The following is a 25,789-nucleotide window of genomic DNA, read 5'->3' on the forward strand; positions in this document are numbered from 1 at the left end:
GTGCGCTGGACGCATGGAACAGTGGACGATGACCGAAGGAGGGGCCGCTCGTGGCGACCAGATCAGCAGGCGGCCGAGCCGGCAGTGCAGCACAGCAGCCGGCCTCGTGGCGCGACGTCCGCCCCGCCGGGTTGGTCCTCCTCGCCGGGCCCGAGGAGTACCTGGCGTCGAAAGCAGCCGAATCGATCCGTCGGCAGGTGCGCACGGCGCAGCCGGCCGCGGAGCTCGTCCGGTTCGACGCCGCAGCCTACGAAGCCGGACTCCTCGCGATGCACGCGAGCCCTTCCCTGTTCGGGGACTGGACGATCATCGAGGCAGCCGGCCTCGCGCAGATGAACGACGACTTCCTGACCGACGCGCTCGCTTATCTTGCGGATCCGGCGCCCGACGTGGTCCTGGTGTTACGTCACTCGGGGGGGAACCGCGGCAAGAAGCTCCTCGACGCGTTGAAGGCCGCTGACAGCACGATCGTCGACTGTCAGCCCCTGAAGAAGGACGCCGAAAAGGCTGATTTCGTCACCACCGAGTTCCGGCTCGCCCGTCGGAGGATCGATCCCGACGCGGTCCGCGCGCTCGTGGCGGCGGTGGGCTCGCAGCTACCGGAGCTCGCGGCAGCGTGTCAGCAGCTCATGGCAGATTCCGCCGGCGATGTGAGCGTGGAGACGGTGGAGCGGTACTACGGCGGACGCGTCGAGGCCACGGGCTTCAAGGTGGCCGACGCCGCGTTGGCGGGCCGGACGGCGCAGGCGCTCTCCATGCTGCGGCATGCGCTCGCCACCGGGGCCGATCCGGTCCCGATCGTCGCCGCCCTGGCCATGAAGGTCCGTGCGGTCGCCAAGGTACACGGCGTCCGAGGATCCTCGGTCCAGCTGGCGAAGGACCTCGGTATGGCGCCCTGGCAGGTCGATCAGGCACGGCGTGAGGCTCAGCGGTTCAGTTCGGCTGCACTCGCCCGGAGCGTCCAGATCCTCGCGGAGGCGGATGCCCAGGTGAAGGGCGAATCCCGCGACCCGGTCTATGCCGTCGAACGGGCAGTGACGGTGATCGCCCTCGGCGACGGCTGAACCCTCCTCCGTCGACGCGGGTCGGTCGTCGTGCCCGGCTATCGTACCGACCCCCGGAACGACGAAGGGCCGGTTCCCATGGAACCGGCCCTCCGATCACGAACGCATCGCTCTAGAGCGCGTTGACCTTCTTGGAGATCGCCGACTTGCGGTTCGCAGCGTTGTTCTTGTGCAGAACACCCTTGCTCACGGCCTTGTCCAGCTTGCGGGCGGCGTTCTGCAGGGCGGTCGTTGCCGCGCCCTTGTCAGCGCCCTCGACGGCCGTGTTCACGGCGCGGATCGCCGTCTTGAGCTCGGACTTGACCGAGTTGTTACGCTGCCTCGCCTTTTCGTTGGTGAGGATGCGCTTCTTCTGGGACTTGATATTTGCCACGTATGAAAACTTTCTCTGATTATGCGGACTGGGTCGTGAGGGTAGTTCGGCCGACCAACGACTGAGCGGCGTGGGGATACCGTGGGCGATCGGCTGAAGTGCCCGGAGACCTGCGCGGACACACAGCTTTCAAGTTTATCAGAACAACGGGTCGGACCGGGTCGGGCAGACCCGACCCTGCGGACCGCGACGTCCGTCCGGATGCCCGCCTGCCGTCCCCGCCGCAACCCAATTCGGCACCTGAGCGCGACGAGCCGTCAGCGACCGGCGCGGCCGAGCAGATCGTCCGGCAGTGCCGCCACGACCCGCTCGAAGCGGCTCCGGGACAGCACGGCACCCTCCCGTCGCACGGACGAAGGGTCCACCACGATCACCCGGTCCACCCTGACCTCGCTCGGTCGGCCCTGTCGATCCCATGCCCCTGTCCCGATGTCGACGTACCGCGAGTCCCGCTGCTGATCGTTCGAGTGGTCACGGCTGGTGAGCATGAGTCCGAGCAGCGTGTCGCCGTCGCGCGCGATCAGCAGCACCGGGCGGTCCTTGCCCTGTGTCGGATCGTCCTCGTAGGCCACCCACGTCCAGACGATCTCGCCCGGGTCGGGGCGCCCGTCCGGCGACGGTGCGTACGCGAGCGTGATGCCGCGCACGCCCCGGGCGGACGAACGGGGCGTGCCCCGAGCTCCGGACGCGCGGGAGGGCGTGGGGTCGGAGGAACGCGACGGTGCGGAGCCCGCCGTCGTGCCGGCCGTACGCCGCCGCGCAGGGCGCGCCGGGCTGCTGGAGCCGGAGGTGCTTGCGGCCCGCGCGATGCGGGCGACGCGCCCGGCGAGGGACAGGAGGGAGCGCAGGGTGATCGCCATGCAGCGATCCTAGCGACGCCGGCCGCGCTCGGGCGGCGATTGCCGGCGTCGTCCGGCCCCGTGGGAGACTAGGGGGAGTGAATCGGCGCGGACGGCGCCCCCGACGAGACGACCCGTCCCGAAACAGTGAGGAAGCCACGTGTCACCCATGGCCCGCACCGCACCGGTGCCTGCCGCCACCGATCCGGCGATCATCAGGAACTTCTGCATCATCGCCCACATCGACCACGGGAAGTCAACGTTGGCGGACCGCATGCTCCAGCTCACGGGAGCCGTGGAACAACGTGACATGAAGGCGCAGTACCTCGACCGGATGGACATCGAGCGTGAGCGCGGCATCACCATCAAGTCCCAGGCCGTCCGGCTGCCGTGGGAGGTCGACGGCACGGCGTATGCGCTGAACATGATCGACACCCCGGGTCACGTCGACTTCACCTACGAGGTGTCGCGGTCGCTCGCGGCGTGCGAGGGAGCGGTGCTCCTCGTCGACGCCGCCCAGGGCATCGAGGCCCAGACGCTCGCGAACCTGTATCTCGCGATGGAGAACAACCTCACCATCATCCCGGTGCTCAACAAGATCGACCTGCCGGCGGCCCAGCCCGAGAAGTACGCCGCGGAACTCGCGAGCCTGATCGGCGGCGACCCCGAGGACGTCCTCAAGGTCTCGGGGAAGACCGGCGTCGGGGTCGAGGCCCTGATGGACAAGATCGTCCGCGACCTCCCGGCACCGACGGGGGATCCCGACGCTCCCGCCCGGGCCATGATCTTCGACTCCGTCTACGACACCTACCGCGGCGTCGTCACGTACGTCCGCGTGGTGGACGGCAAGCTCAGCCCGCGTGAGCGCATCCAGATGATGTCCACGCGCGCCAGCCATGAATTGCTCGAGATCGGTGTCAGCTCACCGGAGCCGACGCCGTCCAAGGGCCTCGGCGTCGGCGAGGTGGGCTACCTCATCACCGGTGTGAAGGACGTCCGCCAGTCGAAGGTCGGCGACACCGTCACGAACCTCGCGAAGCCCGCCGCGGAATCGCTCGGCGGCTACCAGGACCCGAAGCCCATGGTGTTCTCCGGGCTCTACCCCCTCGACGGCACGGACTACCCCGTGCTGCGCGACGCACTGGACAAGTTCACCCTAAATGACGCCGCCCTGGTCTACGAACCGGAGACGTCGGCAGCACTCGGGTTCGGGTTCAGGGTCGGTTTCCTCGGCCTGCTGCACCTCGAGATCACGCGCGAGCGCCTCGAGCGCGAGTACAACCTCGACCTGATCTCCACGGCGCCCAACGTCGAGTACGAGGTCACCCTCGAGGACAAGCGTGCCCTCAAGGTCACCAATCCGAGCGAGTACCCGGTGGGCAAGATCGCCGAGGTGCGCGAACCCATGGTGTCCGCGACCATCCTGGCGCCGTCGGAGTTCATCGGCGCCATCATGGAGCTGTGCCAGCAGCGTCGCGGCGTGCTGGGCGGCATGGACTACCTGTCCGAGGACCGTGTCGAGATCCGCTACCGGCTGCCCCTCGCGGAGATCGTGTTCGACTTCTTCGACCTGCTGAAGTCGAAGACGCGCGGGTACGGATCGCTGGACTGGAAGGCCGACGGCGATCAGGTGGCGGATCTCGTGAAGGTGGACATCCTCCTGCAGGGCGACCAGGTCGACGCCTTCAGCGCGATCACGCACCGTGACAAGGCCTACGCGTACGGCGTCATGATGACCGGCAAGCTGCGCGAACTGATCCCGCGCCAGCAGTTCGAGGTCCCCATCCAGGCCGCGATCGGTGCGCGCATCATCGCGCGTGAGAGCATCCGCGCCATCCGCAAGGACGTCCTCGCCAAGTGCTACGGCGGTGACATCACCCGCAAGCGCAAGCTCCTCGAGAAGCAGAAGGAGGGCAAGAAGCGCATGAAGATGGTGGGCCGCGTCGAGGTGCCGCAGGAAGCCTTCATCGCTGCGCTCTCCTCCGACGAGTCGAAGGACAAAGTCAAGAAGTGAGGGCCCGGTGACCACCTGTGCCTAGTGCGCTGCCACTCGGTCTTCCCGCGCCCGACGACGGCACCCTCCCGGCGTCGGCTGCGCTGGGAGCCGCAGGCCGCGATCTCGGCCTGTACGTGCACATCCCGTTCTGCGCCGTCCGGTGCGGGTACTGCGACTTCAACACCTACACGGCCACGGAACTCGGTGGTGGAGCGTCGCAGGACGCCTACGCTGGATCGGTGCTGACGGAACTGCGTCTCGGAGCGCGTGTGCTCGACGACGCGGAACTCCCGCCGAGGCCCCTCTCCACGGTGTTCTTCGGTGGAGGGACGCCCACCCTCCTGCCCGCCGGGGACCTCGCATCGATCCTGCGGGAGGCCCGGGAGCTGTGGGGTCTCGCTCCAGGCGCGGAGGTCACCACCGAGGCGAACCCTGACTCCGTGAGTCCGGAATCCCTCCGGACCCTGCGGGAGGCCGGTTTCACGCGCGTCTCGTTCGGCATGCAGTCCGCCGTGCCGCACGTCCTGGCCGTGCTGGATCGCACACACTCGCCGGAGCGCGTTCCCCAGGCGGTGGCGTGGGCGCGGGAAGCGGGCCTCGCCGTGAGTCTCGACCTGATCTACGGCACCCCCGGCGAGTCGCTCGACGACTGGCGCACCTCCGTGGACACCGCTCTGTCCTACGGTCCCGATCACATCTCCGCCTATGCCCTCATCATCGAGGAGGGCACACGTCTCGCGGGTAGGATCCGCCGCGGTCAGGTACCCCCGATCGACGACGACGACCACGCGGACAAGTACGCCCTCGCCGACGAGTTGCTCACGGCCGGCGGCCTCTCCTGGTACGAGGTCAGCAACTGGGCGAGAACGCCGGACGACGCCTGCCGTCACAATCTGGCCTACTGGCGGGGGAGCGATTGGTGGGGTGCCGGTCCGGGTGCCCACTCGCACGTCGGCGGCACCCGCTGGTGGAACGTCAAGCACCCCCGCGCGTACGCCGAGGCACTCGATGCCTGGAGGTCACCGGCTGCGGGGCGCGAGATCCTCGCAGATTCGGACCGCTACGTCGAGGACGTCATGCTGCGGGTTCGGCTGCGCGAGGGGCTCGCGACCGACGGTCTGACGTCCTCGGGCCGCCGCGCCGTCGCCGGTCTGATCGCCGACGGGCTGGTGGAACCGGCGGCTGCCTTCGCCGGGCGGATCGTCCTGACCTTCCGCGGCCGGCTGCTCGCCGACGCCGTGGTCCGTCGCCTGCTGCCGGACTGAGCCGACTGAATCGACAGCGCCGAGCGCTGTCACCCCGACCTGGCCGGCAGGGCGGTGACTACCGGATCAAGCGCAGGTTCAGGGCGTAGCGGTAGGGGCGTCCCCGGTTGACCTGGATGCCCGCGCCGACGGAGAACATGGTGATCGTCACCCAGATGAGTGCGTTGACGACGGCGAAGATCCCGCCGATCTCCGGCAGGAGGGAGAGCAGCCACGCCGTGAGCGCGAGGAGCGTGGGGGGCAGCGTGAAGTTCAGCGCCTCCTTCGACTCCTGCGCGGTGAAGGGGCCACGATCCTTGAAGATGAGGAAGATGATCAGCGAGGGGATGAACCCGAGGATCCCGCCGAAGTGCGCCAGCGTGGCGAATTGTCTGTCCTCCGATGCCGTCAGGGGAAGCGCGTTCGCCGGGGTTCCCTCGAAAGCCGGCCGGGTGCGGCCCCGCTCGTGATGCTGATGATCAGCGGTGTCTGACAACGTGCGTCCTTTGCTGGCGTGCGTCCTGCGTCTACCTCCAGAATACGTGCCGCGCCACCGTTGCGGGCTCAGGCGTTGCCGGGAGGCGCGGTCAGGAAGTCGATGACTTCCTCCACCCGGCCGAGCAGTGACGGCTCGAGGTCCGCATAGCTGCTGACACCCGCGAGGATCCTCTTCCAGCCGTTCGCCACCGCGGCCTGGTCGCGGTGCGGCCAGCCGAGGCCCGCGAGGATGCCCGTCTTCCAGTCCTGACCACGCGGGATCACGGGCCACGCGGTGAGTCCGAGGGCGCCCGGCTTCACGGCCTGCCAGACGTCCACATAGGGGTGGCCCACGATCAGCACGTGGTGGCGTGCACCGGGGACCGCCATCGCCTGGTCCGCGATGCGCGCCTCCTTGGTGCCCGGCAGGAGGTGATCCACGAGGACACCGAGCCGACGCCGGGGTCCAGGCGCGAACTCGCGGATCGCGCCGGCGAGGTCGTCCACGCCGTGGAGGGGTTCGACGACGATGCCCTCGAGCCGGAGATCGTCGCCCCAGACCTTCTCGACCAGCTCGGCGTCGTGCTGGCCCTCCACCCAGATCCGGCTGGCACGGGCGGTGCGCGCCCGCGCTCCCTCGACCCGCAGGGAGCCCGACGCCGTCCGCGTGGGGGTCGCCGCGGCACGGGCGGCGGGAGCGACGACGCGCACGGGTTCGCCGTCGAGGAGGAAGCCGTGTCCGAGGCGGAACGTGCGGGTGCGTCCGCGACGGTCCTCGAGCACCATGACGTGCAGGCCACCGGACTTCTCGCTGCGGATCACCGCGCCCACGAAGCCGGACTGCACGTCCTCGAGCACCATGTCCCGCTCCACGGGCACGTCCCGCAGGGCGGTGCGCGCGGGTGCCGAGAGGTCCTGGGCGCCCCAGCCGTACTCCATCGTCGTCGTCCCTTCGGCCTGCGGTGTCGGTCGGGAAGGCTGCCCGGCCTACCCGGCTGCCTATGCTAACAACGCCCGGGAACGTACTAGACTTGGCACTTGGGCGTGTCGAGTGCTAATCACCGACCGCCCTCCCCGAGAAGCCCGTCGATGCTGTTCGAAACCGGAGGTGACACAGGTATGAGTGAACCGCGACGCCTGGAGGTACTCCGGGCCATCGTCGAGGACTACGTGCACTCGCGTGAGCCCGTGGGATCCAAGGCCCTCGTGGACCGCCATCACCTCGGCGTCTCCTCCGCGACCATCCGCAACGACATGGCCGTCCTCGAGGACGAGGGCCTGATCGCCGCGCCGCACACCAGCTCGGGCCGGATCCCGACGGACAAGGGCTACCGCCTGTTCGTGGACCGCATCTCCGAGGTGAAGCCGCTCTCGGCACCGGAGAAGAAGGCCATCCAGACCCTGCTCGAGGGCGCCGAGGATCTCGATGACGTGATGGACAGGACCGTGCGGCTGCTCGCGCAGCTCACCAACCAGGTGGCGGTCGTGCAGTTCCCCCGCGTGGGCGGCGCATCCGTCCGCCACATCGAGTGCGTCCTCCTCGCTCCGCGGCAGGTGCTCGTGGTGCTGATCGCGAGCAACGGGACCGTCCAGCAGCGGATCGTCCGGACGCCCGTCGAACTGCAGGAGGCGGATCTCGCGGAGCTCAAGCAGCGCGTCCTGTCGGCGGTGTCGGGCGTCAAACTGACGTCGCTGCCGGCCGAGCTGCGCACCGTCGCCAACGAACTCCCCGCGACCCTCCGGCCGCACGGGGGTACGATCGTTGCGGCGCTCGAGCAGCTCGCGAGCCTGGGACGCGACGACCGCATCCTCCTCGCCGGCACGGCGAACCTCGCCCGGTCCACGGGCGACTTCCCGCTCAGCATCGGTCCGGTCCTGGAGGCACTCGAGGAGCAGGTGGTCATGCTGCGGCTGCTCTCGGAGATGGAGTACGACGCCCGGGGCATCTCGGTGAGGATCGGGAGCGAGAACCCTTACGGCGGTCTCTCCGAGGCATCGGTGGTCGCCACGGGGTACGGGCCAGACGCCGGGGCGAAACTGGGGATCCTCGGACCCACCCGGATGGACTACCCGACGACGATGGCCGCGGTGCGCGCCGTCGCCCGCTACCTCTCGAGGATCCTCGAGGAGGAGCGATGAGCGCGGCCGCCGACACGAGCGCGGCGATGGGCAGGGAAGTGACCGGCGCAGGCCGGGGTTACGAAGAGAAGTTCACGACAGGAAGCGGTGTGCAGGAGTGAGTAATCACTATGAGGTCCTCGGTGTGGCGCAGGGAGCGACGGGAGAGGAGATCAAGAAGGCCTACCGCAAGCTCGCCCGGAAGCTCCACCCGGACGTCAACGACGGCCCCGACGCGGCCGAGGAGTTCAAGCTCGTGACGCGCGCCTACGAGGTGCTCTCGGACCCGCAGAAGCGTCGGGTGTACGACACCACGGGCAACGAGAACGGCACCGACACCGGGTACGGCGCCGGGTACTCCGGCTCGGGCTTCGCCTTCCAGGACATCTTCGAGACGTTCTTCGGCGGCAGCGGTCAGCAGGGTGGGGCGCCGTCGCGCACTCGTCGCGGGCAGGACGCACTCATCAACGTGCGGATCGACCTCAAGGACGCGGTCTTCGGGACGAACAAGAAGATCGAGGTGGACACCGCGGAGGTGTGCCACGTCTGCGAGGGCAGCTGCTGCCAGCCGGGTACGTCACCGCGCACCTGCGACATCTGTGGTGGTTCGGGCCAGGTGCAGCGCGCAGTGCGCTCCATCCTCGGCCAGGTCATGACCAGTGCGCCGTGCGGCACCTGCCAGGGCTACGGCACGGTCATCCCGAGCCCCTGCCACGAGTGCAACGGGGAGGGGCGGGTCCGCGCCCGACGCACCCTCACCATCAAGGTCCCGGCGGGTGTGGGAACCGGGACGAGGATCCAGCTGTCCGGCCAGGGCGAGGCGGGGATCGCCGGTGGTCCCCAGGGCGATCTCTACGTCGAGATCCGGGTCAACACGGATTCCACCTTCCTGCGCGACGGCGACGACCTCCACGTCACGCTGAGCGTGCCCATGACGGCTGCGGCCCTCGGCACCAGCGTGCACCTCGACACCTTCGACGGCGACCAGGAGCTGAGCATCAAGCCGGGCACGCAGTCCGGCGAGATCCTCACGCTCCGCGGTCTCGGCGTCACCCACCTGAGAAATCAGGGCAGGGGAGACCTGCGGGTCCACCTGAACGTCGAGACACCGCGCAATGTCGATCCCCAGCAGGAGGAGCTCCTGCGCCGGCTCGCGGAGCTGCGCAACGAGCAGTACACCGACGGCCAGCTCGCGAGCAGCGGCTCCGGTGTCTTCGCCCGCCTCCGGGAGCGGCTCGGGAACCGCTGACCGTGACGCGGCCCCTCTTCTTCGGCCCCGAGGACTCCGTGCGGGCCGCTCGGCCCGGCGACCCGTTCGTCCTCGGCGGCGACGAGGGCCGGCATGCCTCGACCGTCCGCCGACTGACGGCGGGGGAGCGGATCGACGTCACCGACGGCCTCGGACACCGGATCACGGGTGTGATCACGGCTGTCGGGACGGGCACCGTGGAACTGCGGGTGGAGCACGCCGGGCAGGAGGCGCCCCCGCATCACCGGCTGGTCCTCGTCCAGGCCCTCGTCAAGGGCGGGCGTGACGAGCAGGCGGTCGAGGCCGCGACGGAACTGGGGGTCGACGGCGTCGTCCCCTGGCACGCCGAGCGCAGCATCGTCCGCTGGCGGGGCGACAAGGTGGAGCGGGGGCGCCAGAAGTGGGTGTCGCTGGTCGGCGCAGCGTCGAAGCAGTCCCGGAGGTCCTTCATGCCCGAGGTGCTGCCGGTGATGGACACGGGGCGTCTTGCGTCCTGGGCGGGCTCGGTCGATCGCGTCGTCGTCCTGCACGAGGACGCCGAGGAGTCCCTGGCCCAGTACGTCGGCCGCCTCGAGAGCGCCGGCGACCTCGGCCCACCGTCGACGACCGCACTGCTGGTCGGTCCGGAGGGTGGCATCAGCGACGCCGAGATCCGCACACTCCAGGCCGTCGGCGCGCACACCGCCCGGCTCGGCCCGCACGTGCTCAGGTCCTCGTCCGCCGGTCCTGCCGCGCTCGTCCTGCTGAACCACCTGCTGTCCCGCTGGTGACGCGTCAGCGGACGACGACGGTCTTCGTGTCCTCCGCAGTGCCGTCGCCGTCGCCGTCCTGCGCCGACTCCGACTCCGGAACTGACACCGTGATCGTGTACCGGCCCGGCGGAAGCGTCTCGACGAACGAATAGGAGCCGGTGGCCTGCCCGCGCTCGATCTCCGCGGTCCCGTCACGGAACAGCGAGCTCCCGTCGGACCCCCCGTCGATGGCGCCCTCGTCCAGTCGGTCGATGCGCCAGCGGACCGCGTCATCGTCCGTCGGTGCGGTGCCCTGGACGGTGACCTGCCCTTCGGACTCGACGTCCTGCTGCGGGTCGATGATCCAGACGGGCGCGAGCAGGGCGGTGTCGCGGGTCCACTCGCCGTCGAGGTCCACGGCGTCGAAGGCCCGGTAGCCGATCGCGCCGTCCACGAGGACGACGACTGAGCTGGACTCACCTCCTTCGATGAGGCCGGCGTTCGCGGCGGCCGCGGTGGCGGTGTAGACGAGTTGTTGGACAGCCATGCGTGCGCGGTCCTCGGGCAGCGTCTCCCCGAAGGCGTCGGAGGAGATGTCGACCGTGATCACGTTCCGGGTACTGATGGACGAGCTGATGCTGGTCGCCTCGCGCCACGGTGTGCGGTAGTCCGGGTCGAGTGGCTCATCAGCGGTCATGAGGCGGATCGAATCGGAGATCGGATCTGCCGAGGTCGGGTCCGGGTTCTGGTGGAACTCGCGGAAGAGCCGCTCGCCGCCGTCCACGTCGCCCACCCAGTAGACCGGCAGGAGCGCCGGTACCGTCGCGGCGGACGCCGCCGCTCCGCCGCTTCCAGCGGCGCTCTCGGAACCCGTGCCGCCGGGCGCGGTCATCTGTGCTCCCGGCGTCGACGGCGGCATCGAGAGGCTCGTGGTGGACGCCGGGCGCTGCATCGGCCCGAGGTTGGGCAGGAGGAACACGCTGCTCGCCACGAGGACGCCCCCCGACACCAGCAGGACGCCGCGGAGACCGAGGCGGCTCCGCTTGAGGGGGTCCTGCTCGCTCATGCGGTACCCCCTTTCTCATCGGAGCCCGTGAGGGCGCGGTTCCCACTGTCATCGGTCGTTCAGGATGCTGACCTGTTCGGACGGGATCCGACGTGCTCGACATTCGCCTGCTCCGGGCGCCGGGAGGCACCCGTGACCGTCCGGGATCTTCCGGAGGCACGAGCGTGGGCGATGCGAACGCGGCGGTGCGTCGAGCGTCGGCCGGTGCATCCGGTTCAGCTTGACACAGGGCGCACACGTGTTCGCCACGGATCCGTCCTCCTTCGGTGGACTGAAACACGATCGATACGAAGCAGTCGAACGGCCATACCGCAGGATGATCGCCCACGCCGCGCGCGGGAGGGATGCCGTAGCATTAACCGGGCAGGAGTCAACTACTCGCACGAGGGGCGATCGAAGGCCTGACGGCCGATCTATGAGCGAATCCACAACAGGTATCAACGCGGCTGGGCTGGACACCAGGACGTTCGTGTTCGACTCGACGCAGCAGATGGTCCAGGCCCTCGGCTCCAACGACGAGGCGCTCCGGCTGATCGAGGACTCCTTCCCGGGAGTGGGCTTGCAGGCCAGGGGCAACGAACTCACCATCACCGGCCCCTCGGCGGACGTTCTCAGGACCGAACGGCTGATCGGTGAGATCCAGACCATGGCCAGCAACAATGCCACGGTGTCGCCGCAGGTCCTCGAGCAGCTGGTCATGATGCTGCGGACCCAGAGCTCCACCCGTCCCTCCGAGGTGCTCTCCGTCAACATCCTGACCTCCCGGGGCAAGACCATCCGCCCCAAGACGCTGAACCAGAGCACGTACGTCGACGCGATCGACCGCAACACGATCGTGTTCGGCATCGGCCCCGCCGGAACGGGTAAGACCTACCTCGCCATGGCGAAGGCGGTTCAGGCGCTGCAGCAGAAGGAAGTCAACCGGATCATCCTGACGCGCCCCGCGGTCGAGGCGGGGGAGCGTCTCGGATTCCTGCCAGGCACCCTCAACGACAAGATCGATCCGTATCTGCGACCGCTCTACGACGCCCTCCACGACATGATGGACCCCGATTCGATCCCTCGCCTGATGGCCGCGGGCACCATCGAGGTCGCTCCGCTCGCCTACATGCGCGGGCGGACGCTCAACGACGCGTTCATCATCCTCGACGAGGCCCAGAACACCACTCCGGAGCAGATGAAGATGTTCCTCACGCGCCTGGGGTTCGGGTCGAAGATGGTCGTGACAGGAGACGTGACGCAGGTGGACCTCCCCAACGGGACGAGTTCCGGTCTGCGGGTGGTCAGCGAGATCCTCCAGGACGTCGACGACGTCTACTTCAGCGGTCTGGACGCCTCCGACGTCGTGCGGCACCGCCTGGTCGGTGACATCGTGAGCGCCTACAGCGCATGGGACGAGGAGCAGCGGACCGCCCCTCGCTCCGGCCGCCCCTCGGTATCACGATGAGCGTCGAGGTCAACAACGAGTCGGGGCACGAGGTCGACGAGGAGTCGTTCGTCCGCCTGGCCTCCTATCTCTTCGAGTCGCTGTTCGTGCACCCCGAGGCCGAACTGTCCATCATCCTCGTGGATACCGCCGCGATGGAGAAGCTGCACGTCGAGTGGATGGACGAGCCCGGGCCCACGGACGTCCTGTCCTTCCCGATGGACGAGCTGAGGCCCGGCGCTCCGGGTCGGGTCACCCCGGCCGGGCTCCTCGGGGACATCGTGCTCTGCCCTGAGGTCGCGGCCACGCAGGCGGCGGCGGCAGGTCATGGCACGCACGACGAACTCCTGCTCCTGACGACTCACGGTGTGCTGCACCTCCTCGGGTACGACCACGCGGAGCCCGAGGAGGAGAAGGAGATGTTCGGCCTGCAGAGGCAGCTCCTCTCGGGCTTCCTGGGTGACGAAGCCCCCCGCGAGACGCGCGCTTGACCAGTCTCGTCCTCGCCCTCATGGGGCTGCTCTTCGCGTTGACCGCCGCTCTCGTCACCGCCGCGGAGGCCGCCTTCAGCTACCTTCCGCGTCAGGAGGGCGAGGCTCTGCTGCAGGGCCCGAAGGCACGGCCGCTCCGGCGCATCCTCGACGCGCCCGTCTCCCACATGCACGCCCTCCGCTTCTGGCGGGTCTGGTTCGAGATGGCCGGCGCCGTCGCGGTCGCCATCCTCTTCCACGATCTCCTCGACAACATCTGGTGGGCCGGGCTGCTCGCCACCGCGGTCATGGCCGCGATCGGCTTCGTGATCGTCGGGGTGTCGCCGCGCCAGCTCGGGCGGACCCACGCCCCCGCAGTCGTCCGCCTCACCGCGGGTTTCGTCGCGCTCCTCTGCTCGATCCTCGGACCCTTCCCGCGGTGGCTCGTGCGGATCGGCAGCGCCATCACCCCCGGCGCGAACCGCGACGAGGCCGCGTTCTTCACGCAGGAGGAGTTCAGGGAGCTCCTGTCGCGGGCCTCCGATGCAGAGATGATCGAGGACAACGAGGCCGAGCTGATCCACTCGGTCTTCGAGCTCGGCGACACCAAGGTGCGGTCCGTGATGGTCCCGCGCACCGACATGGTGACCATCGAGACGGGCTCGACACTCAGCCAGGCGATGTCGCTGTTCCTGCGGTCCGGGTATTCGCGCATCCCGGTGATCGGGGAGAGCTCGGACGACATCCGGGGGCTGCTGTACCTGAAGGACGTCGTCGCGAACCTGCACGGCCGTCCGGCGTCGAACCTCTCGCGGCTCGTCGACCACGAATGCCGGCCCGCACGCTACGTACCGGAGTCCAAGCCGGTCGGCGATCTGCTGAGGGAACTGCAGCGCGAGTCCACCCACGTCGCGATCGTCATCGACGAGTACGGCGGAACCGCCGGCCTCGTCACGCTCGAGGACCTCATCGAGGAGATCGTCGGCGAGATCGTGGACGAGTACGACTCCGAGGTGCCGGAGCAGGAGCGGCTCGACGACGGCGAGTTCCGTGTCAGCGCGCGCATGGGGATCGACGATCTCGGGGAGCTCTTCGGCGTCGACCTCGAGGACGAGGAGGTCGACACCGTGGGCGGCCTGCTCGCGAAGGCGCTCGGCAGGGTGCCGATCGTCGGCTCGGAGGTCACACTGGACGGTATCGGTCTGCGGGCCGAACGTGTGGAGGGCCGCCGGAACAGGGTCTCGCACGTGATCGCCTACCGCAGGCCGGTCGGCGACAGAGAGCACAACGGACGAGAGACGGTAGAGGCTGATCATGAGCGACACTGAGCACAGGGCGGGGTTCGTCTCGCTGGTCGGGCGGCCCAACGCCGGCAAATCGACCCTCACGAATGCCCTGGTGGGTCAGAAGGTCGCCATCACGTCGGCGAAGCCGCAGACCACGCGGCACACCATTCGTGGCATCGTGAACCGCGAGGACGCGCAGATCGTCCTCGTCGACACCCCGGGCCTGCACCGTCCCCGCACCCTGCTCGGTCAGCGACTGAACGATCTCGTGGCCGACACCCTCGCCGAGGTCGACGCCGTGGGGTTCTGCCTGCCCGCGAACGAGAAGATCGGACCGGGTGACCGCTTCATCGCGGAGCAGCTCGCCCGGCTGCGACGCAAGCCGCTGATCGCGGTCGTGACCAAGACGGACCTCGTCGACCGACAGGCCCTCACGGAGCAACTGCTCGCGGTCGCGAAGCTCGGTACGGAGGTTGCCGGAGCGGACGGCTGGGCGGACATCGTGCCCGTGTCCGCCGCGGACGGCTTCCAGGTGGACACCGTTGCCCAGGTCTTCAGCGAGCACATGCCCGTCTCGCCGGTGCTGTACCCCGGCGGGGAACTCACGGACGAGCCGGAGGCGGTCATGGTGGCCGAACTGGTCCGTGAGGCCGCCCTCGAGGGTGTCCGGGACGAGCTACCGCATTCCCTCGCCGTCGTGGTCGAGGAGATGATCCCCCGCGAGGGACGCAGCGAGGACAATCCGATGCTCGATGTCCACGTGAACCTGTACGTCGAGAGGCCGTCGCAGAAGGCGATCATCATCGGCAAGGGTGGCGCGAGACTCCGTGAGGTCGGCACGACGGCGCGGCGTGGGATCGAAGCGCTCCTGGGCACCCGTGTCTACCTCGACCTCCACGTCAAGGTGGCCAAGGACTGGCAGCGGGACCCCAAGCAGCTCGTGAAGCTCGGATTCTGACGGGCACTCCTCGCGCGCCTCGCTCGTTGTGATGCGGGTACGGGCCTGGAGCCCTGCCATACTGTGCCGAGCACCCGACAGAATCGTCCGTGGCGCACGGCGCTCATCGTCCGACGACGTATCGAGGAGTGCGGGCCTCCGGTCGACGCCGGGGGCAGCAGTCCCCACAGTGCACCCACCGATCCGAAGGAGCCACGCATGAACCGCCGATCACCCTCCGGCGTCGACGGCGCCGACGACCTCCCTCGGGGAGTCGCCGAGGGTGGGGTTCCCGTCCGGCTCACCGCCGACGCCGGGCCCGGCGGTCGCCATCTGGGCCGCGGTTCCGCGCACCGCGGACTCAAGGCCACGGCGATCCTGCTGGCCTCGGTGCTCATGGCTTCCGTCGTCTTCGTCGCCGTCCAGGTCTTCAGGCTGCAGTCGAACGTGGAGACGCTCCCGCTGAACCTCGCCGAGAACCAGGAGTCCGCCCTGCCGGTGGATTCGAGCACCGATCCGTTGCAGATCCTCATCATCGGCTCGGACACGCGCACCGGTAATTCCGGAGCGTTCTTCGGCGACGAGAGCGAGTCGTCCGGGGAAGGCAACGCGGATGTCATGATGCTCCTGACACTGTCGGCGGACCGCGAGAACGTCACGGTCGTGTCCTTCCCGCGCGATCTCCTCACGCCGCTCCCGAGCTGTATCGACCCCGAGGGTGGTGAGCCGTCCGCGGCCATGGACCTGGGCCAGCTCAACGGATCGCTGAACAGTGGTGGCCCGGGCTGCACGGTCGCTGCGATCAACAACCTCACAGGCCTGTCGATCGATCACTTCATGATGGCGGGCTTCGTCGCCGTCAGCGAACTCTCCGCGGCCGTCGGAGGTGTCGAGGTCTGCGTGCAGGCTCCGGTCGACGACGAGTACTCCGGCCTCCAGCTCCCCGCCGGCACCAGCGAGGTCGAGGGGGATCAGGCTCTGGCCTTCCTGCGTACCCGGCACAGCTTCGGTGACGGCGGTGACGCCGGGCGCATCGCGGCGCAGCAGTCGTTCCTCGCGTCCCTGGCCCGTAAGGTCAGGGGGGAGGGGACGCTGACGAACCTGCCGAAGCTGTATTCCATCGCGGACGTCATCACCCGCAACCTCACCGTCGACGAGGACCTCTCCCAGCCGGCGGAACTCCTCAAGATCGCCGACCGCCTCAAGAACGTCGATCTGGGCAAGGTCGCTTTCGTGACCGTTCCGACCGAGCCCTACATCGAGGACCCCAACCGGTTGGTGCTCGACGAGGACGCCGCTGCGCCGCTGTTCGACGCCCTGCGGGAGGACCGCGGGCTGACCGAGGAGCCGCAGCCGGAGGAGCCGCAGCCCGAGCCGAGCGACGCGTCGGCGCCTGCCCCGACCGCCACCGAAGCTCCTGCGCCTGCCCCGGCCTCCGTTCCGGTGATCATCGTGAACGGGACGGCCGACCTGACGCGGGCGGACGAGGTGCGGCAGCTGCTCGCCAATGCCGGGTACGCGCAGGCGACGCCGGTGGAGACGGCACCCGCCGAGACCTCGCAGATCTTCTACGGCGAGGGATACGAGGCCGCGGCAGCACAGTTGGCGGCGCTCCTCGGTGTGCCCGCGAGCCAGGTGGGCCCGGACCCGACCGCCGTCGGCCTGGAGCTCCTCGTCGGTGCGGACTTCGCCTCCGGCCCGAAGGTCGTCGTGCCGCCGCTGGGTAGTGACCTCCAGGGGCAGACCGCAGAACAGGTCACCTGCCAGGCCTCGTCCGGACTCTGACAGCTCGGCCCGACCCCGCATGGGAGTACCTGAGCCAGGGGCGCGGAGCCTGACGGCTCCGCGCCCCTGTTCCGGTCACCAGATGCGCACGCGGTCCTCCGGCTCGAGCCACAGGCGGTCACCCGCACCGACCCCGAAGGCCTCGTGGAACTCGTCGAGGTTCCGCACCACCTGGTTGCAGCGGAACTCGTTGGGAGAGTGCGGATCGACGGTCAGGCGTCGCTTCGCCTCCTCCGGCCGGATCTTCTGCTGCCAGCACGTGGCCCAGGACAGCAGGAAGCGCTGTGTCCCCGTGAGGCCGTCGATCACCGGCATCCCGGCGTCGCCGAGACTCAGCAGATAGGCGCGGTAGCTGATCCCGAGGCCGCCGAGGTCACCGATGTTCTCCCCGAGGGTGAGCTCACCGTTCACCTGCCGCCCGGGCACTTCCGACGGCTCGAGAGCCGCGTACTGGGCCACCAGGCGCCCGGTCAGCGCGTCGAACGCTTCGCGGTCCGCCTCGCCCCACCAGTTGTGGAGGCGTCCCGTCCCGTCGAACTGGGAGCCCTTGTCGTCGAAGCCGTGCCCGATCTCGTGACCGATCACGGCACCGATCGCACCGTAGTTCACGGCGTCGTCCGCCTCGATGTCGAAGAAGGGCGGCTGGAGGATCGCGGCCGGGAAGACGATCTCGTTCATGGTGGGCATGTAGTAGGCATTCACGGTCTGCGGCGTCATCAGCCAGGCACCGCGGTCGATCGGTCCGCCGAGCTTGCCGAGCTGCCGGCCGTGCTCGAAATCGCCGGCTCGCAGCGCGTTGCCGTACAGATCCTGCGCCCGGATCTCGAGCGGGCCGTAGTCGATCCACTCGTCGGGGTAGCCGATCTTCGTCGTGAACCGGGACAGCTTCTCCAACGCCCTCGTGCGGGTGTCCTCCGTCATCCACGCGAGGTCCCGGATGCTCGCTTCGTACGCGGCGATCAGGTTCTCGACGAGTCCGAGCATCGCGGCCTTGTGGGTGGGTGGGAAGTGACGCGCGACGTAGCGCTGACCGATCGCCTCACCGACGGCGCCCTCGACGAGCGCCACACCGCGCTTCCAGCGGTCCTTGAGGCGCGGCGTCCCTGCCAGGTGGGTCCCGTAGAAGGCGAAGGTTGCGTCGACGAAGCGCTCGTCGAGGAAGTCGGCGGCGTGGAGCAGCACGCGGCTCACCAGCCACTCCCGCCAGACGTCGAGGCTCTCCTCACGCAGTGCGGCGTCGAGGGCTCGCACGAAATCCGGCTGGCAGACCACCACCTCGGCGGACTGCTCGGCGGAGTCCGTCACCACGCGGAGCCAGCCCGCGAGGTGCGGTGACAGTCCGAGGACGTGGTCGTGGCGCAGGAGGTTGTAGGTCTTCTGCGGGTCGCGGCGTTCGACGGAACCCATCGAGGACGCCGCAAGTCGGGTCTCGAGCGCCAGGACGCGCTCGGCGGCAACCGCCGGATCGACGTCGGTGTCACCCGTGATCAGGGCGAAGAGGGTCGTCAGGAGGCCCCGGTACTCCTCGCGCGTCTCCGCCGACTGCTCTTCCCGGTAGTACGACTCGTCCGGCAGCCCCAACCCGGACTGGTACAGGTGCAGCACGTACCGGTCGGGGTTCCCGGCGTCGTTGCTCACATAGGGCGCGACGACGCTCTGGACGCCGGAGCGCGCGAGCTCCCCGCTGAGCTCGAGGAGGTCCCCGATCGTGGACGCCGCGGCCACCCGGGCGAGGACCGCGCGGACCGGGGCCGAGCCCTGGGACTCGATGCGCTCGACGTCCATGAAGTCCGCGTAGAGGGTGCCGATCTTCGCATCGAGGTCATCCGCCGAGCCGTCCGCGACGCGCGAGGCCGCTTCTTCGATCAGGGTACGGACGGCGAGTTCGGAGGCGTCGCGCAGAGCCGTGAAGGAGCCCGCGAGCGGGCGATCGTCCGGAATGACCGCGTCTTTCAGCCACAGCCCGTTGGCGTGCCGGAAGAGGTCGTCCTGGGGCCTGATCGTCGCGTCGAGCGCGGCCGGGTCGAAGGTACTGATCGTCATCGTCGGTTCCTGTTCTGTCGCGGCGCGGAGCGGTCTGTGGCCCGTTCCGCCTGCCCGGAAGCCATCCTATGTGCCGTGTTAGGGTGACAACGTGCGCGCCCAGTCGACCCTTCTTCGGTGCCGCGGCGAGGCCCTCTAGGACGTAAGAGCTACTGGCCCTCCTCGCCGCGGAGTCCGTGTTGCCCGGCCGCCAGCACCTCACTTCAGATCAGATTGGGCTGACCGATGCACAACGCACAGAACTCCTCAGGGATGCCGTTCGGCAAGTACCGCTCGTTCCAGGACCAGATCATCGTGGAGCTCCCGGACCGCACGTGGCCCGACCGCACCATCACGAAGGCGCCGCGCTGGTGCGCCGTCGATCTGCGTGACGGGAACCAGGCTCTCATCGACCCGATGAACCCCGAGCGCAAGCACAAGATGTTCGACCTCCTGGTCCGCATGGGCTACAAGGAGATCGAGGTCGGTTTCCCCTCGGCGTCGCAAACCGACTTCGACTTCGTCCGCCAGCTGATCGAGGGTGATCGGATCCCCGACGACGTCACCATCCAGGTGCTGACGCAGTCGCGCGAGCACCTCATCGAGCGCACCTACGCCTCCCTCGAGGGAGCGGACCGTGCCATCGTGCACCTCTACAACTCCACGTCCGTACTGCAGCGCCGCGTGGTGTTCGGTCAGGACCAGGACGGCATCATCGACATCGCCCTCCAGGGTGCCCGCCTGTGCCGCAAGTTCGAGGAGAACATGGGCGACACGCTGATCACCTACGAGTACTCGCCCGAGTCCTTCACCGGTACCGAGCTCGAGTTCGCGGCCCGCATCAGCAACGAGGTCTCAGCCGTCTTCGAAGCCTCCGCCGATCGCCAGATGATCCTGAACCTGCCCGCCACCGTGGAGATGGCCACCCCCAACGTGTACGCCGACTCGATCGAGTGGATGAGCCGGAACCTCGACAACAGGGACAGCATCATCCTGTCCCTGCACCCGCACAACGATCGCGGCACCGGTGTCGCCGCCGCCGAGCTCGGGTACCTCGCGGGCGCCGACCGGATCGAGGGCTGCCTCTTCGGGAACGGGGAGCGGACGGGCAACGTGGACCTGGTCACCCTGGGTATGAACCTCTTCAGCCAGGGCATCGACCCCCAGATCGACTTCTCCGACATGGACGAGATCCGCCGCACCGCCGAGTACTGCAACCAGCTGAGCGTGCCCGAGCGGTCGCCCTACGGCGGTGACCTGGTGTTCACGGCCTTCTCGGGCTCCCACCAGGACGCCATCAAGAAGGGCTTCGAGAGCATGGAGCGCGACGCCGCGCAGGCGGGCGTCGGTGTCGACGACCTGCCGTGGGCCGTCCCGTACCTGCCGATCGACCCGAAGGACATCGGCCGGTCCTACGAAGCCGTGATCCGGGTCAACTCCCAGTCGGGCAAGGGCGGGGTGGCCTACCTGCTGAAGAACGAACACAGCCTGGACCTGCCGCGCCGCGCCCAGATCGAGTTCTCGGCCGTGGTCCAGCGCCGCACGGAGTCCCAGGGCGGCGAGGTCAGCGGGGCGCAGCTCTGGTCCGTGTTCCAGGACGAGTACTTGCCCATGCGTGTCGACGGCGGTACGGCTGCGTGGGGGCACTACGAACTGACGTCCGTCAATACCGATACCGCGGAGGACGGCTCCTTCAAGCTCGTCGCGACCCTCCTCGTGGACGGTGTTCAGCAGCGCAGGACGGCCCAGGGGAACGGTCCCATCGACGCGCTGCAGTCCATCCTCGGGCAGGACGGCGTGGATCTCCGCGTCCTCGACTACACCGAGCACGCCCTGTCATCCGGCGGCAACGCGCGGGCGGCGGCCTACGTGGAGTGCGCCGTGGGTGAGCGCGTCCTGTGGGGAGTGGGGATCGACGCCAACACCACGATGGCGGCGCTGAAGGCCGTCATCTCGGCCGTCAACCGGGCCATCCGCGACGCGGCCTGACCGCGGCGCCACACCAGGCGGCGTCGACCGAGGTACTCACTTCAGGAAGCAACCGGTCAACTGCGCTCCGTGGGTGCCGGATGGGACACTTGGGTGTGCCTTCCTCGTCAGCGTCCCGTACCTACCGCACCGAGGGCGTGGTGCTGCGCACCTACAAACTCGGCGAGGCGGACAGGATCATCGTGCTGTTGACCAGAGACCACGGCCAGGTGCGTGCCGTCGCGAAGGGCGTGCGGCGGACCAGCAGCAAGTTCGGTTCCCGCCTCGAGCCGTTCATGTCCGTCGATCTGCTCCTCGCACACGGCCGCAGTCTCGACGTGGTGACGCAGGCCCAGACGAAGGGCGCGTACGGCCACGGCATCGCCGCCGACTACGGTCGCTACACGGCAGCCACCGCGATCGCCGAGACGGCGGAGCGCCTCACGGACATCGGCGAGGCGGGCGGGGCGCAGTACGCCCTCGTCGCCGGAGCGTTCTCCGCCCTGAGCAGGGACCTCCATCCATCCGAGCTGATCCTCGACTCCTACCTGCTGCGCGCACTCGCGACGGCCGGATGGGCACCGAGTTTCACGGATTGCGCCCGCTGCAGCGCACCCGGCCCACACACGGCCTTTTCCGCTCCCCTCGGTGGCGCAGTCTGCATGGACTGCCGACCGCCCGGGGCGGCATCGCCGTCGGCCGCCACCATGGACCTGTTGGGCGCACTGCTCACCGGGGACTGGGCGGTCGCCGACGCCTCCGAGCCCGGAGCGCGCCGGGAGGCGGCCGGCCTCGTGGCGGCGTTCCTGCAATGGCACCTCGAACGCGGGGTCGCCTCCCTCAAACATGTGGAGCGTGTATGAATTCCGTCCGACGTCCCGTGGCGCCGTGGCCCCACCCGAGCGGTGAGCAGGCCCCGGCCGTTCCGCGGCAGTTCGTCCCCGAGCACGTGGCGATCGTGATGGACGGCAACGGGCGCTGGGCCAACGAGCGCGGTCTGCCGCGCACCGAGGGGCACAAGGCGGGGGAGGCCGCCCTGCTCGACGTCATGGCGGGCGCCATCGAGATCGGCGTCAAGCACGTCTCCGTGTACGCGTTCAGCACCGAGAACTGGAAGCGTTCGCCCGAGGAGGTGCGCTTCCTCATGGGGTTCAACAAGGACGTCCTGCGTCGGCAGCGCGATCAGCTCAACGAGTGGGGCGTGCGCATCCGGTGGTCCGGCAGGAGGCCGAAACTGTGGCAGTCCGTGATCCGCGAGCTGGAGGAGGCGGAACGTCACACGGTCCACAACACCACCTGCACCCTGACGATGTGCGTCAACTACGGCGGGCGCGCCGAGATCGCCGACGCTGCGCGCGCCATTGCCGAGGACGTGGCGGCGGGAACGCTCCGCGCCTCGTCCGTGACCGAGAAGACCATCCAGCGCTACCTCGACGAGCCGGACCTGCCCGACGTCGACCTGTTCCTGCGCACGTCCGGAGAACAGCGACTGTCAAACTTCATGCTCTGGCAGTCGGCCTACGCGGAGATGGTCTTCATGAACACGCTGTGGCCCGACGTCGACCGCCGCACCCTCTGGCGCGCCATCGAGGAGTACGCCGCGCGCGACCGCCGGTACGGGGGAGCGGTCGATCAGTCGGCCGGCGCCGACTCCTGATCCAGTGCCCGAGATGTCCCCGAGGCTCCCGCGCCTCCGGTACCTAGGGTGACTCCGGTCCGGAGACCGCCGGTCCGTCCACGGCTGATGCGTCAGCGGAAGGGCCTGACGACGGCCTGTCGGGCAGCGTACGGAGCCAGTGCCGTACGACGTCGGTCGCCCGCCCCCTCACCTCGCTGCGCGAGAGGAAGACGTCGTGCAGCGCTCCCGGGAAGCGCCGGATCGTGACATCGGGACCCAGTTCTGCCGCGCGGCGCACCATCGGCGCCACGTCCAGGATGATGTCCGTCTCGAGCATCGCGTCGCTCCAGGTCGGGCTGATGGTCGATGCCGCGGAACAGACCACGAGGATCGGCGCGTCGACACTCACCCCCTTCGCCAGGCCGGCGTGACCGGCGAGGATCGCGGCGAGCCATCCGGCACGGATGGGGAAGCCCGCCTCGGGGCGCCAGCGGGTATCGATCGTCCATTCGCCCTCCCGGACGTCGCTGATGCTCCTGAAGTAGAAGCCGAGCTCGGGGAGCCGGAGCCGGGCCTTCGGACGCCTGCGCGACACCGTGTCGAGGATGCCCTGCGCTGCCGAGCGCAGCAGGGCACTGCCCTGGGTGTCGAGCCACGGGCTGTTGAGGACCAGTCCGCTGATGCGGCCGGGATGGCGGGCGGCCCACAGGGTCGCTGTCAGTCCGCCGGTGGAATGAGCCACGATCACCACCTCGACCCTCGGATCAGCACCCGCGGGATCGCCCTCCGGGGCCACGGGCCCGGACGGGGTCACGCCGTGAGCGGCCGCATGGCGCTCGAGGACGCGTCGCGTGAGGGCAATCATCGCGGCGTCCAGGTCGGCGTCGTACTCGTCGAGCGACGAGACGAACCCTGGCGTCTGTCCCGGCCTCAGACTCCGCCCGTACTTGTGGAGGTCGAGCCCGAAGAAGGACCAGCCGTCGTCGTGCAGTGCTCGCGCGAGACCCGCATGCAGGAAGTAGTCGCTGAAGCCGTGCAGGTAGAGGACGGCGCGGAGCGGATGCGTAGGTCGGCCGCCCTCGTCGAGCCCGGTGGGACCCGGCGCCGGAACGGGACCGTGCGGCTCGAACGCCACGAGCGTCGCCACCCGCTCACCCTCGTCGTCGACGCCCACGGGCAGGGTGAGGGCGAGGAACCCCTCTCCGAGGACGTCCTCCGACCACGACTCCCGCATACGCCGACCCTACCGTCCGCGCGGTCGCGTCCGATTGGTGCAGGTGCGCCGCCCGTGGAAGGCTTACCACATGCGCTTCTACCCCGCCTTCTTCCGGATCGTCTTCTCCGGGATGGATGCCGAGAAGGCACACAGGATCGGCTTCTCGCTCATCCGCGCCGCCGATCTCCCGCCCGTGGGCACGCTGCTGCGGCGGATCTGCGCCCCTGACCTGCGGCTCGCGACGACGGCCTTCGGCGTCGACTTCCCCTCACCGTTCGGCCTGGCAGCGGGGTTCGACAAGGGGGGGAAGGGGCTCGCGGCACTCACGACCCTCGGATTCGGACATGTCGAGATCGGCACGATCACCGGTCGGGCACAGCCGGGCAACCCGGCGCCGCGCCTCTTCAGGCTGATCGAGGACCGCGCGGTGATCAACCGCATGGGCTTCAACAACGACGGCGCGGCGACCGTGGCTCCCCGCCTCGCCGCGGCGCGACGCCTTCTCGACCGGCGCTACGGACGCCGCACGCGGCCCGTAGTGGGCGTGAACATCGGCAAGACGAAGAAGGTGGACCTCGTCGACGCGGTCGCCGACTACCTGGTCAGCGCCGAAGCGCTCGCACCCGTGGCCGACTACCTCGTGGTCAACGTCTCGTCGCCCAACACGCCGGGACTCCGCCTCCTCCAGAGCGTCGAGTCGCTCAGACCGCTGCTCGAGGCTGTGCGGACCACGGCCGACACCGCGGCCGGGCGGCACGTGCCGCTCCTGGTGAAGATCGCCCCGGACCTCACGGATCAGGACCTCGACGACGTCGGCGCTCTCGCGCTCGACCTCGGTCTCGACGGCATCGTGGCCACCAACACGACGATCACGCGGGAGAACCTGACGACGGACCCCGCCACGGTGATGGCCAAGGGTGTCGGCGGCCTCAGCGGGGCACCGCTGAAGGCGCGTTCACTCGAGGTCCTGGTGCGCCTGCGGGCTGCGGTGGGCGACGGCCTGGCCATCGTGTCGGTGGGCGGCGTGGAGAGCCCTGCGGACGTCGTCGAGCGGCTCGAGGCCGGCGCCACGCTCGTCCAGGGCTACACGGGTTTCCTGTACGAGGGGCCGTTCTGGGCGCGCAGCATCAATCGAGGGCTGGTACGCGCGGGGTACGGCTCCGCCTAGTCCGGCTCAGGCCGACCTGGACCCGGAGTCCTGCACGGGGGCCAGGCTCGGAACGTCCGCGCTCTCGCGCACGGGACGGTCGAGGCCGACGACACCCAGGACGCTCGCCCGACCGCCTCGGGTCAGGAGGGGTACTGGCCCCGCGCCACCTGGGGCTTGGGGAGGCGCAGCCGCCGGAACTGCAGGGCGCGTGTGATGCCGTAGAAGAGGTCACCCTGATTGGGTGCCCCGAACTTCTCCGTGAGCTTCTTCTTCAGCTTCCGGCGCAGCAGGGCGCTGTCGACGATGACCGCCACGATCAGGAACCAGAACGCTACGAGGACCGAGCTCTGGAACACGGCGGACTGGAAGAAGCTGAGGATGACGAAGACGAGCGCGGCGATCATGAGGAACTCGCCCACGTTGATCCGTGCGTCCACGAACTGCCGGATGTACCGGCGGTTCGGTCCCTTGTCGCGCAAAGGAAGATAACGCTCGTCGTCGGTGTCGAGCGCCTGGCGCATACGGGCCCGCTCGTCCCGGACGCCCGCCTTGCTCTGCTCGCGGGCAGCTTTGCGATCATCGGGCACCAGCGGTCGTCGGCGCGCGGCCTGCTGGACACTGCGCTTGGGCGTCGGGGCTCCCTTGCCCTGAGCGCGCGGGTTCCCGCTGGGTCGTGCAGCGTCGTCGGCTGCTTCCTGGGAGGGAGTGGTCACCTTGTTTCGTCCGAACACCCCCTCAGGATACCGGCTCGGCC

Annotated in this window: 23 protein-coding genes; 15 read left to right on the plus strand and 8 right to left on the minus strand. The window is 69.1% G+C overall.

What is annotated here, in order from left to right; translation table 11 throughout:
• The first annotated feature begins 50 nt into the window (after positions 1-50).
• Positions 51-1,064 carry a DNA polymerase III subunit delta gene (gene holA / locus AC4D12_RS06655; protein WP_490949114.1) on the plus strand — a complete coding sequence of 338 codons (1,014 nt, stop codon included), beginning with the start codon at positions 51-53 and terminating at the stop codon, positions 1,062-1,064.
• Positions 1,065-1,176: 112 nt separating this feature from the next.
• On the opposite strand, the gene rpsT is transcribed toward holA, so the two are convergent.
• Both rpsT and AC4D12_RS06665 read right to left on the minus strand, forming a co-directional pair.
• A complete protein-coding gene (rpsT, locus tag AC4D12_RS06660) occupies positions 1,177-1,437 on the minus strand; it encodes a 30S ribosomal protein S20 (RefSeq protein WP_490949115.1) in 261 nt (86 codons plus the stop codon).
• A gap of 257 nt (positions 1,438-1,694) precedes the next feature.
• Positions 1,695-2,297 carry a type II toxin-antitoxin system PemK/MazF family toxin gene (locus tag AC4D12_RS06665; RefSeq protein ID WP_490949116.1) on the minus strand — a complete coding sequence of 201 codons (603 nt, stop codon included), beginning with the start codon at positions 2,295-2,297 and terminating at the stop codon, positions 1,695-1,697.
• A gap of 139 nt (positions 2,298-2,436) precedes the next feature.
• Between AC4D12_RS06665 and lepA the strand changes: the two genes are divergently transcribed.
• Entirely contained in the window at positions 2,437-4,290 is a 1,854-nt protein-coding gene (gene lepA, locus AC4D12_RS06670) for a translation elongation factor 4 (RefSeq protein ID WP_490949117.1), read from the plus strand.
• Positions 4,291-4,307: 17 nt separating this feature from the next.
• Positions 4,308-5,537 carry a radical SAM family heme chaperone HemW gene (hemW, locus tag AC4D12_RS06675; protein WP_490949118.1) on the plus strand — a complete coding sequence of 410 codons (1,230 nt, stop codon included), beginning with the start codon at positions 4,308-4,310 and terminating at the stop codon, positions 5,535-5,537.
• Between the two features lie 58 nt (positions 5,538-5,595).
• On the opposite strand, the gene AC4D12_RS06680 is transcribed toward hemW, so the two are convergent.
• Together AC4D12_RS06680 and AC4D12_RS06685 are read right to left on the minus strand one after the other, a co-directional pair.
• Positions 5,596-6,012, minus strand: coding sequence for a DUF4870 domain-containing protein (locus tag AC4D12_RS06680; protein ID WP_490949119.1), 417 nt, complete (start codon positions 6,010-6,012; stop codon positions 5,596-5,598).
• 68 nt (positions 6,013-6,080) lie between these two features.
• Entirely contained in the window at positions 6,081-6,932 is an 852-nt protein-coding gene (locus tag AC4D12_RS06685; RefSeq protein WP_490949120.1) for a DUF3097 family protein, read from the minus strand.
• A gap of 180 nt (positions 6,933-7,112) precedes the next feature.
• Between AC4D12_RS06685 and hrcA the strand changes: the two genes are divergently transcribed.
• The 3 genes from hrcA (at position 7,113) to AC4D12_RS06700 (ending at position 10,130) form a co-directional block, all read left to right on the plus strand.
• Positions 7,113-8,132 carry a heat-inducible transcriptional repressor HrcA gene (gene hrcA, locus AC4D12_RS06690; protein ID WP_490949121.1) on the plus strand — a complete coding sequence of 340 codons (1,020 nt, stop codon included), beginning with the start codon at positions 7,113-7,115 and terminating at the stop codon, positions 8,130-8,132.
• Positions 8,133-8,229: 97 nt separating this feature from the next.
• Positions 8,230-9,360 carry a molecular chaperone DnaJ gene (gene dnaJ / locus AC4D12_RS06695; RefSeq protein ID WP_490949122.1) on the plus strand — a complete coding sequence of 377 codons (1,131 nt, stop codon included), beginning with the start codon at positions 8,230-8,232 and terminating at the stop codon, positions 9,358-9,360.
• A gap of 2 nt (positions 9,361-9,362) precedes the next feature.
• Complete coding sequence (locus AC4D12_RS06700; RefSeq protein WP_490949123.1) at positions 9,363-10,130, plus strand: 16S rRNA (uracil(1498)-N(3))-methyltransferase; 768 nt, start codon at positions 9,363-9,365, stop codon at positions 10,128-10,130.
• 4 nt (positions 10,131-10,134) lie between these two features.
• Here the strand turns inward: AC4D12_RS06700 and AC4D12_RS06705 are convergent, their stop codons facing one another.
• Entirely contained in the window at positions 10,135-11,157 is a 1,023-nt protein-coding gene (locus AC4D12_RS06705) for a GerMN domain-containing protein (RefSeq protein WP_490949124.1), read from the minus strand.
• 415 nt (positions 11,158-11,572) lie between these two features.
• On the opposite strand from AC4D12_RS06705, the gene AC4D12_RS06710 reads away from it, so the two are divergent.
• The 5 genes from AC4D12_RS06710 to AC4D12_RS06730 all read left to right on the plus strand — a co-directional run bounded on the left by AC4D12_RS06710 (position 11,573) and on the right by AC4D12_RS06730 (position 17,061).
• A complete protein-coding gene (locus tag AC4D12_RS06710; protein WP_490949125.1) occupies positions 11,573-12,604 on the plus strand; it encodes a PhoH family protein in 1,032 nt (343 codons plus the stop codon).
• Positions 12,601-13,074 (plus strand): rRNA maturation RNase YbeY, encoded by a 474-nt coding sequence (ybeY, locus tag AC4D12_RS06715; RefSeq protein ID WP_490949126.1) that lies wholly within the window; start codon positions 12,601-12,603, stop codon positions 13,072-13,074. The genes AC4D12_RS06710 and ybeY overlap by 4 nt, the downstream gene beginning before the upstream one ends.
• Positions 13,071-14,381, plus strand: a complete 1,311-nt coding sequence (locus AC4D12_RS06720; RefSeq protein ID WP_490949127.1) for a hemolysin family protein — start codon at positions 13,071-13,073, stop codon at positions 14,379-14,381. The genes ybeY and AC4D12_RS06720 overlap by 4 nt, the downstream gene beginning before the upstream one ends.
• On the plus strand, positions 14,368-15,297 hold the full coding sequence (gene era / locus AC4D12_RS06725) for a GTPase Era (protein WP_490949128.1): 930 nt from the start codon (positions 14,368-14,370) through the stop codon (positions 15,295-15,297). Before AC4D12_RS06720 ends, era begins: the two co-directional genes overlap by 14 nt.
• A gap of 198 nt (positions 15,298-15,495) precedes the next feature.
• Positions 15,496-17,061, plus strand: a complete 1,566-nt coding sequence (locus tag AC4D12_RS06730) for an LCP family protein (protein WP_490949129.1) — start codon at positions 15,496-15,498, stop codon at positions 17,059-17,061.
• Between the two features lie 75 nt (positions 17,062-17,136).
• Here the strand turns inward: AC4D12_RS06730 and AC4D12_RS06735 are convergent, their stop codons facing one another.
• Positions 17,137-19,104, minus strand: coding sequence for a M13 family metallopeptidase (locus tag AC4D12_RS06735; protein ID WP_490949130.1), 1,968 nt, complete (start codon positions 19,102-19,104; stop codon positions 17,137-17,139).
• A 225-nt stretch (positions 19,105-19,329) separates the two neighbouring features.
• Between AC4D12_RS06735 and leuA the strand changes: the two genes are divergently transcribed.
• From leuA to AC4D12_RS06750, 3 genes are all read left to right on the plus strand, one after another.
• The gene (gene leuA, locus AC4D12_RS06740; RefSeq protein ID WP_490949131.1) at positions 19,330-21,072 is read left to right on the plus strand and encodes a 2-isopropylmalate synthase; all 1,743 of its coding nucleotides are present in this window, start codon (positions 19,330-19,332) and stop codon (positions 21,070-21,072) included.
• 80 nt (positions 21,073-21,152) lie between these two features.
• Positions 21,153-21,914 carry a DNA repair protein RecO gene (gene recO, locus AC4D12_RS06745; protein WP_490949132.1) on the plus strand — a complete coding sequence of 254 codons (762 nt, stop codon included), beginning with the start codon at positions 21,153-21,155 and terminating at the stop codon, positions 21,912-21,914.
• Positions 21,911-22,708, plus strand: coding sequence for an isoprenyl transferase (locus AC4D12_RS06750; RefSeq protein ID WP_490949133.1), 798 nt, complete (start codon positions 21,911-21,913; stop codon positions 22,706-22,708). Before recO ends, AC4D12_RS06750 begins: the two co-directional genes overlap by 4 nt.
• Positions 22,709-22,751: 43 nt before the next feature.
• Here the strand turns inward: AC4D12_RS06750 and AC4D12_RS06755 are convergent, their stop codons facing one another.
• Complete coding sequence (locus tag AC4D12_RS06755; protein WP_490949134.1) at positions 22,752-23,903, minus strand: alpha/beta hydrolase; 1,152 nt, start codon at positions 23,901-23,903, stop codon at positions 22,752-22,754.
• Between the two features lie 70 nt (positions 23,904-23,973).
• Here AC4D12_RS06755 and AC4D12_RS06760 point away from each other — a divergent pair, with 70 nt between their 5' ends.
• Positions 23,974-25,053 (plus strand): quinone-dependent dihydroorotate dehydrogenase, encoded by a 1,080-nt coding sequence (locus AC4D12_RS06760; protein WP_490949135.1) that lies wholly within the window; start codon positions 23,974-23,976, stop codon positions 25,051-25,053.
• A 122-nt stretch (positions 25,054-25,175) separates the two neighbouring features.
• Here AC4D12_RS06760 and AC4D12_RS06765 read toward each other — a convergent pair whose 3' ends face one another.
• Positions 25,176-25,766: a DUF3043 domain-containing protein gene (locus tag AC4D12_RS06765; RefSeq protein ID WP_490949136.1), complete on the minus strand. Its 591-nt coding sequence runs from the start codon at positions 25,764-25,766 to the stop codon at positions 25,176-25,178.
• Between the last annotated feature and the right edge of the window lie 23 nt (positions 25,767-25,789).

This window comes from Arthrobacter sp. TJ-266 (genome assembly GCF_058269115.1).

Coding starts and splice junctions, on each gene's coding strand:
- AC4D12_RS06755 (WP_490949134.1), bottom strand. CDS start 23,903: ATGCGGGAGTCGTGGTCGGAGGACGTCCTCGGAGAGGGGTTCCTCGCC.
- AC4D12_RS06750 (WP_490949133.1), top strand. CDS start 21,911: ATGAATTCCGTCCGACGTCCCGTGGCGCCGTGGCCCCACCCGAGCGGT.
- AC4D12_RS06735 (WP_490949130.1), bottom strand. CDS start 19,104: ATGACGATCAGTACCTTCGACCCGGCCGCGCTCGACGCGACGATCAGG.
- ybeY (WP_490949126.1), top strand. CDS start 12,601: ATGAGCGTCGAGGTCAACAACGAGTCGGGGCACGAGGTCGACGAGGAG.
- recO (WP_490949132.1), top strand. CDS start 21,153: ATGGGACACTTGGGTGTGCCTTCCTCGTCAGCGTCCCGTACCTACCGC.
- AC4D12_RS06710 (WP_490949125.1), top strand. CDS start 11,573: ATGAGCGAATCCACAACAGGTATCAACGCGGCTGGGCTGGACACCAGG.
- AC4D12_RS06730 (WP_490949129.1), top strand. CDS start 15,496: ATGAACCGCCGATCACCCTCCGGCGTCGACGGCGCCGACGACCTCCCT.
- AC4D12_RS06760 (WP_490949135.1), top strand. CDS start 23,974: ATGCGCTTCTACCCCGCCTTCTTCCGGATCGTCTTCTCCGGGATGGAT.
- era (WP_490949128.1), top strand. CDS start 14,368: ATGAGCGACACTGAGCACAGGGCGGGGTTCGTCTCGCTGGTCGGGCGG.
- AC4D12_RS06665 (WP_490949116.1), bottom strand. CDS start 2,297: ATGGCGATCACCCTGCGCTCCCTCCTGTCCCTCGCCGGGCGCGTCGCC.
- hrcA (WP_490949121.1), top strand. CDS start 7,113: ATGAGTGAACCGCGACGCCTGGAGGTACTCCGGGCCATCGTCGAGGAC.
- AC4D12_RS06705 (WP_490949124.1), bottom strand. CDS start 11,157: ATGAGCGAGCAGGACCCCCTCAAGCGGAGCCGCCTCGGTCTCCGCGGC.
- AC4D12_RS06685 (WP_490949120.1), bottom strand. CDS start 6,932: ATGGAGTACGGCTGGGGCGCCCAGGACCTCTCGGCACCCGCGCGCACC.
- leuA (WP_490949131.1), top strand. CDS start 19,330: ATGCACAACGCACAGAACTCCTCAGGGATGCCGTTCGGCAAGTACCGC.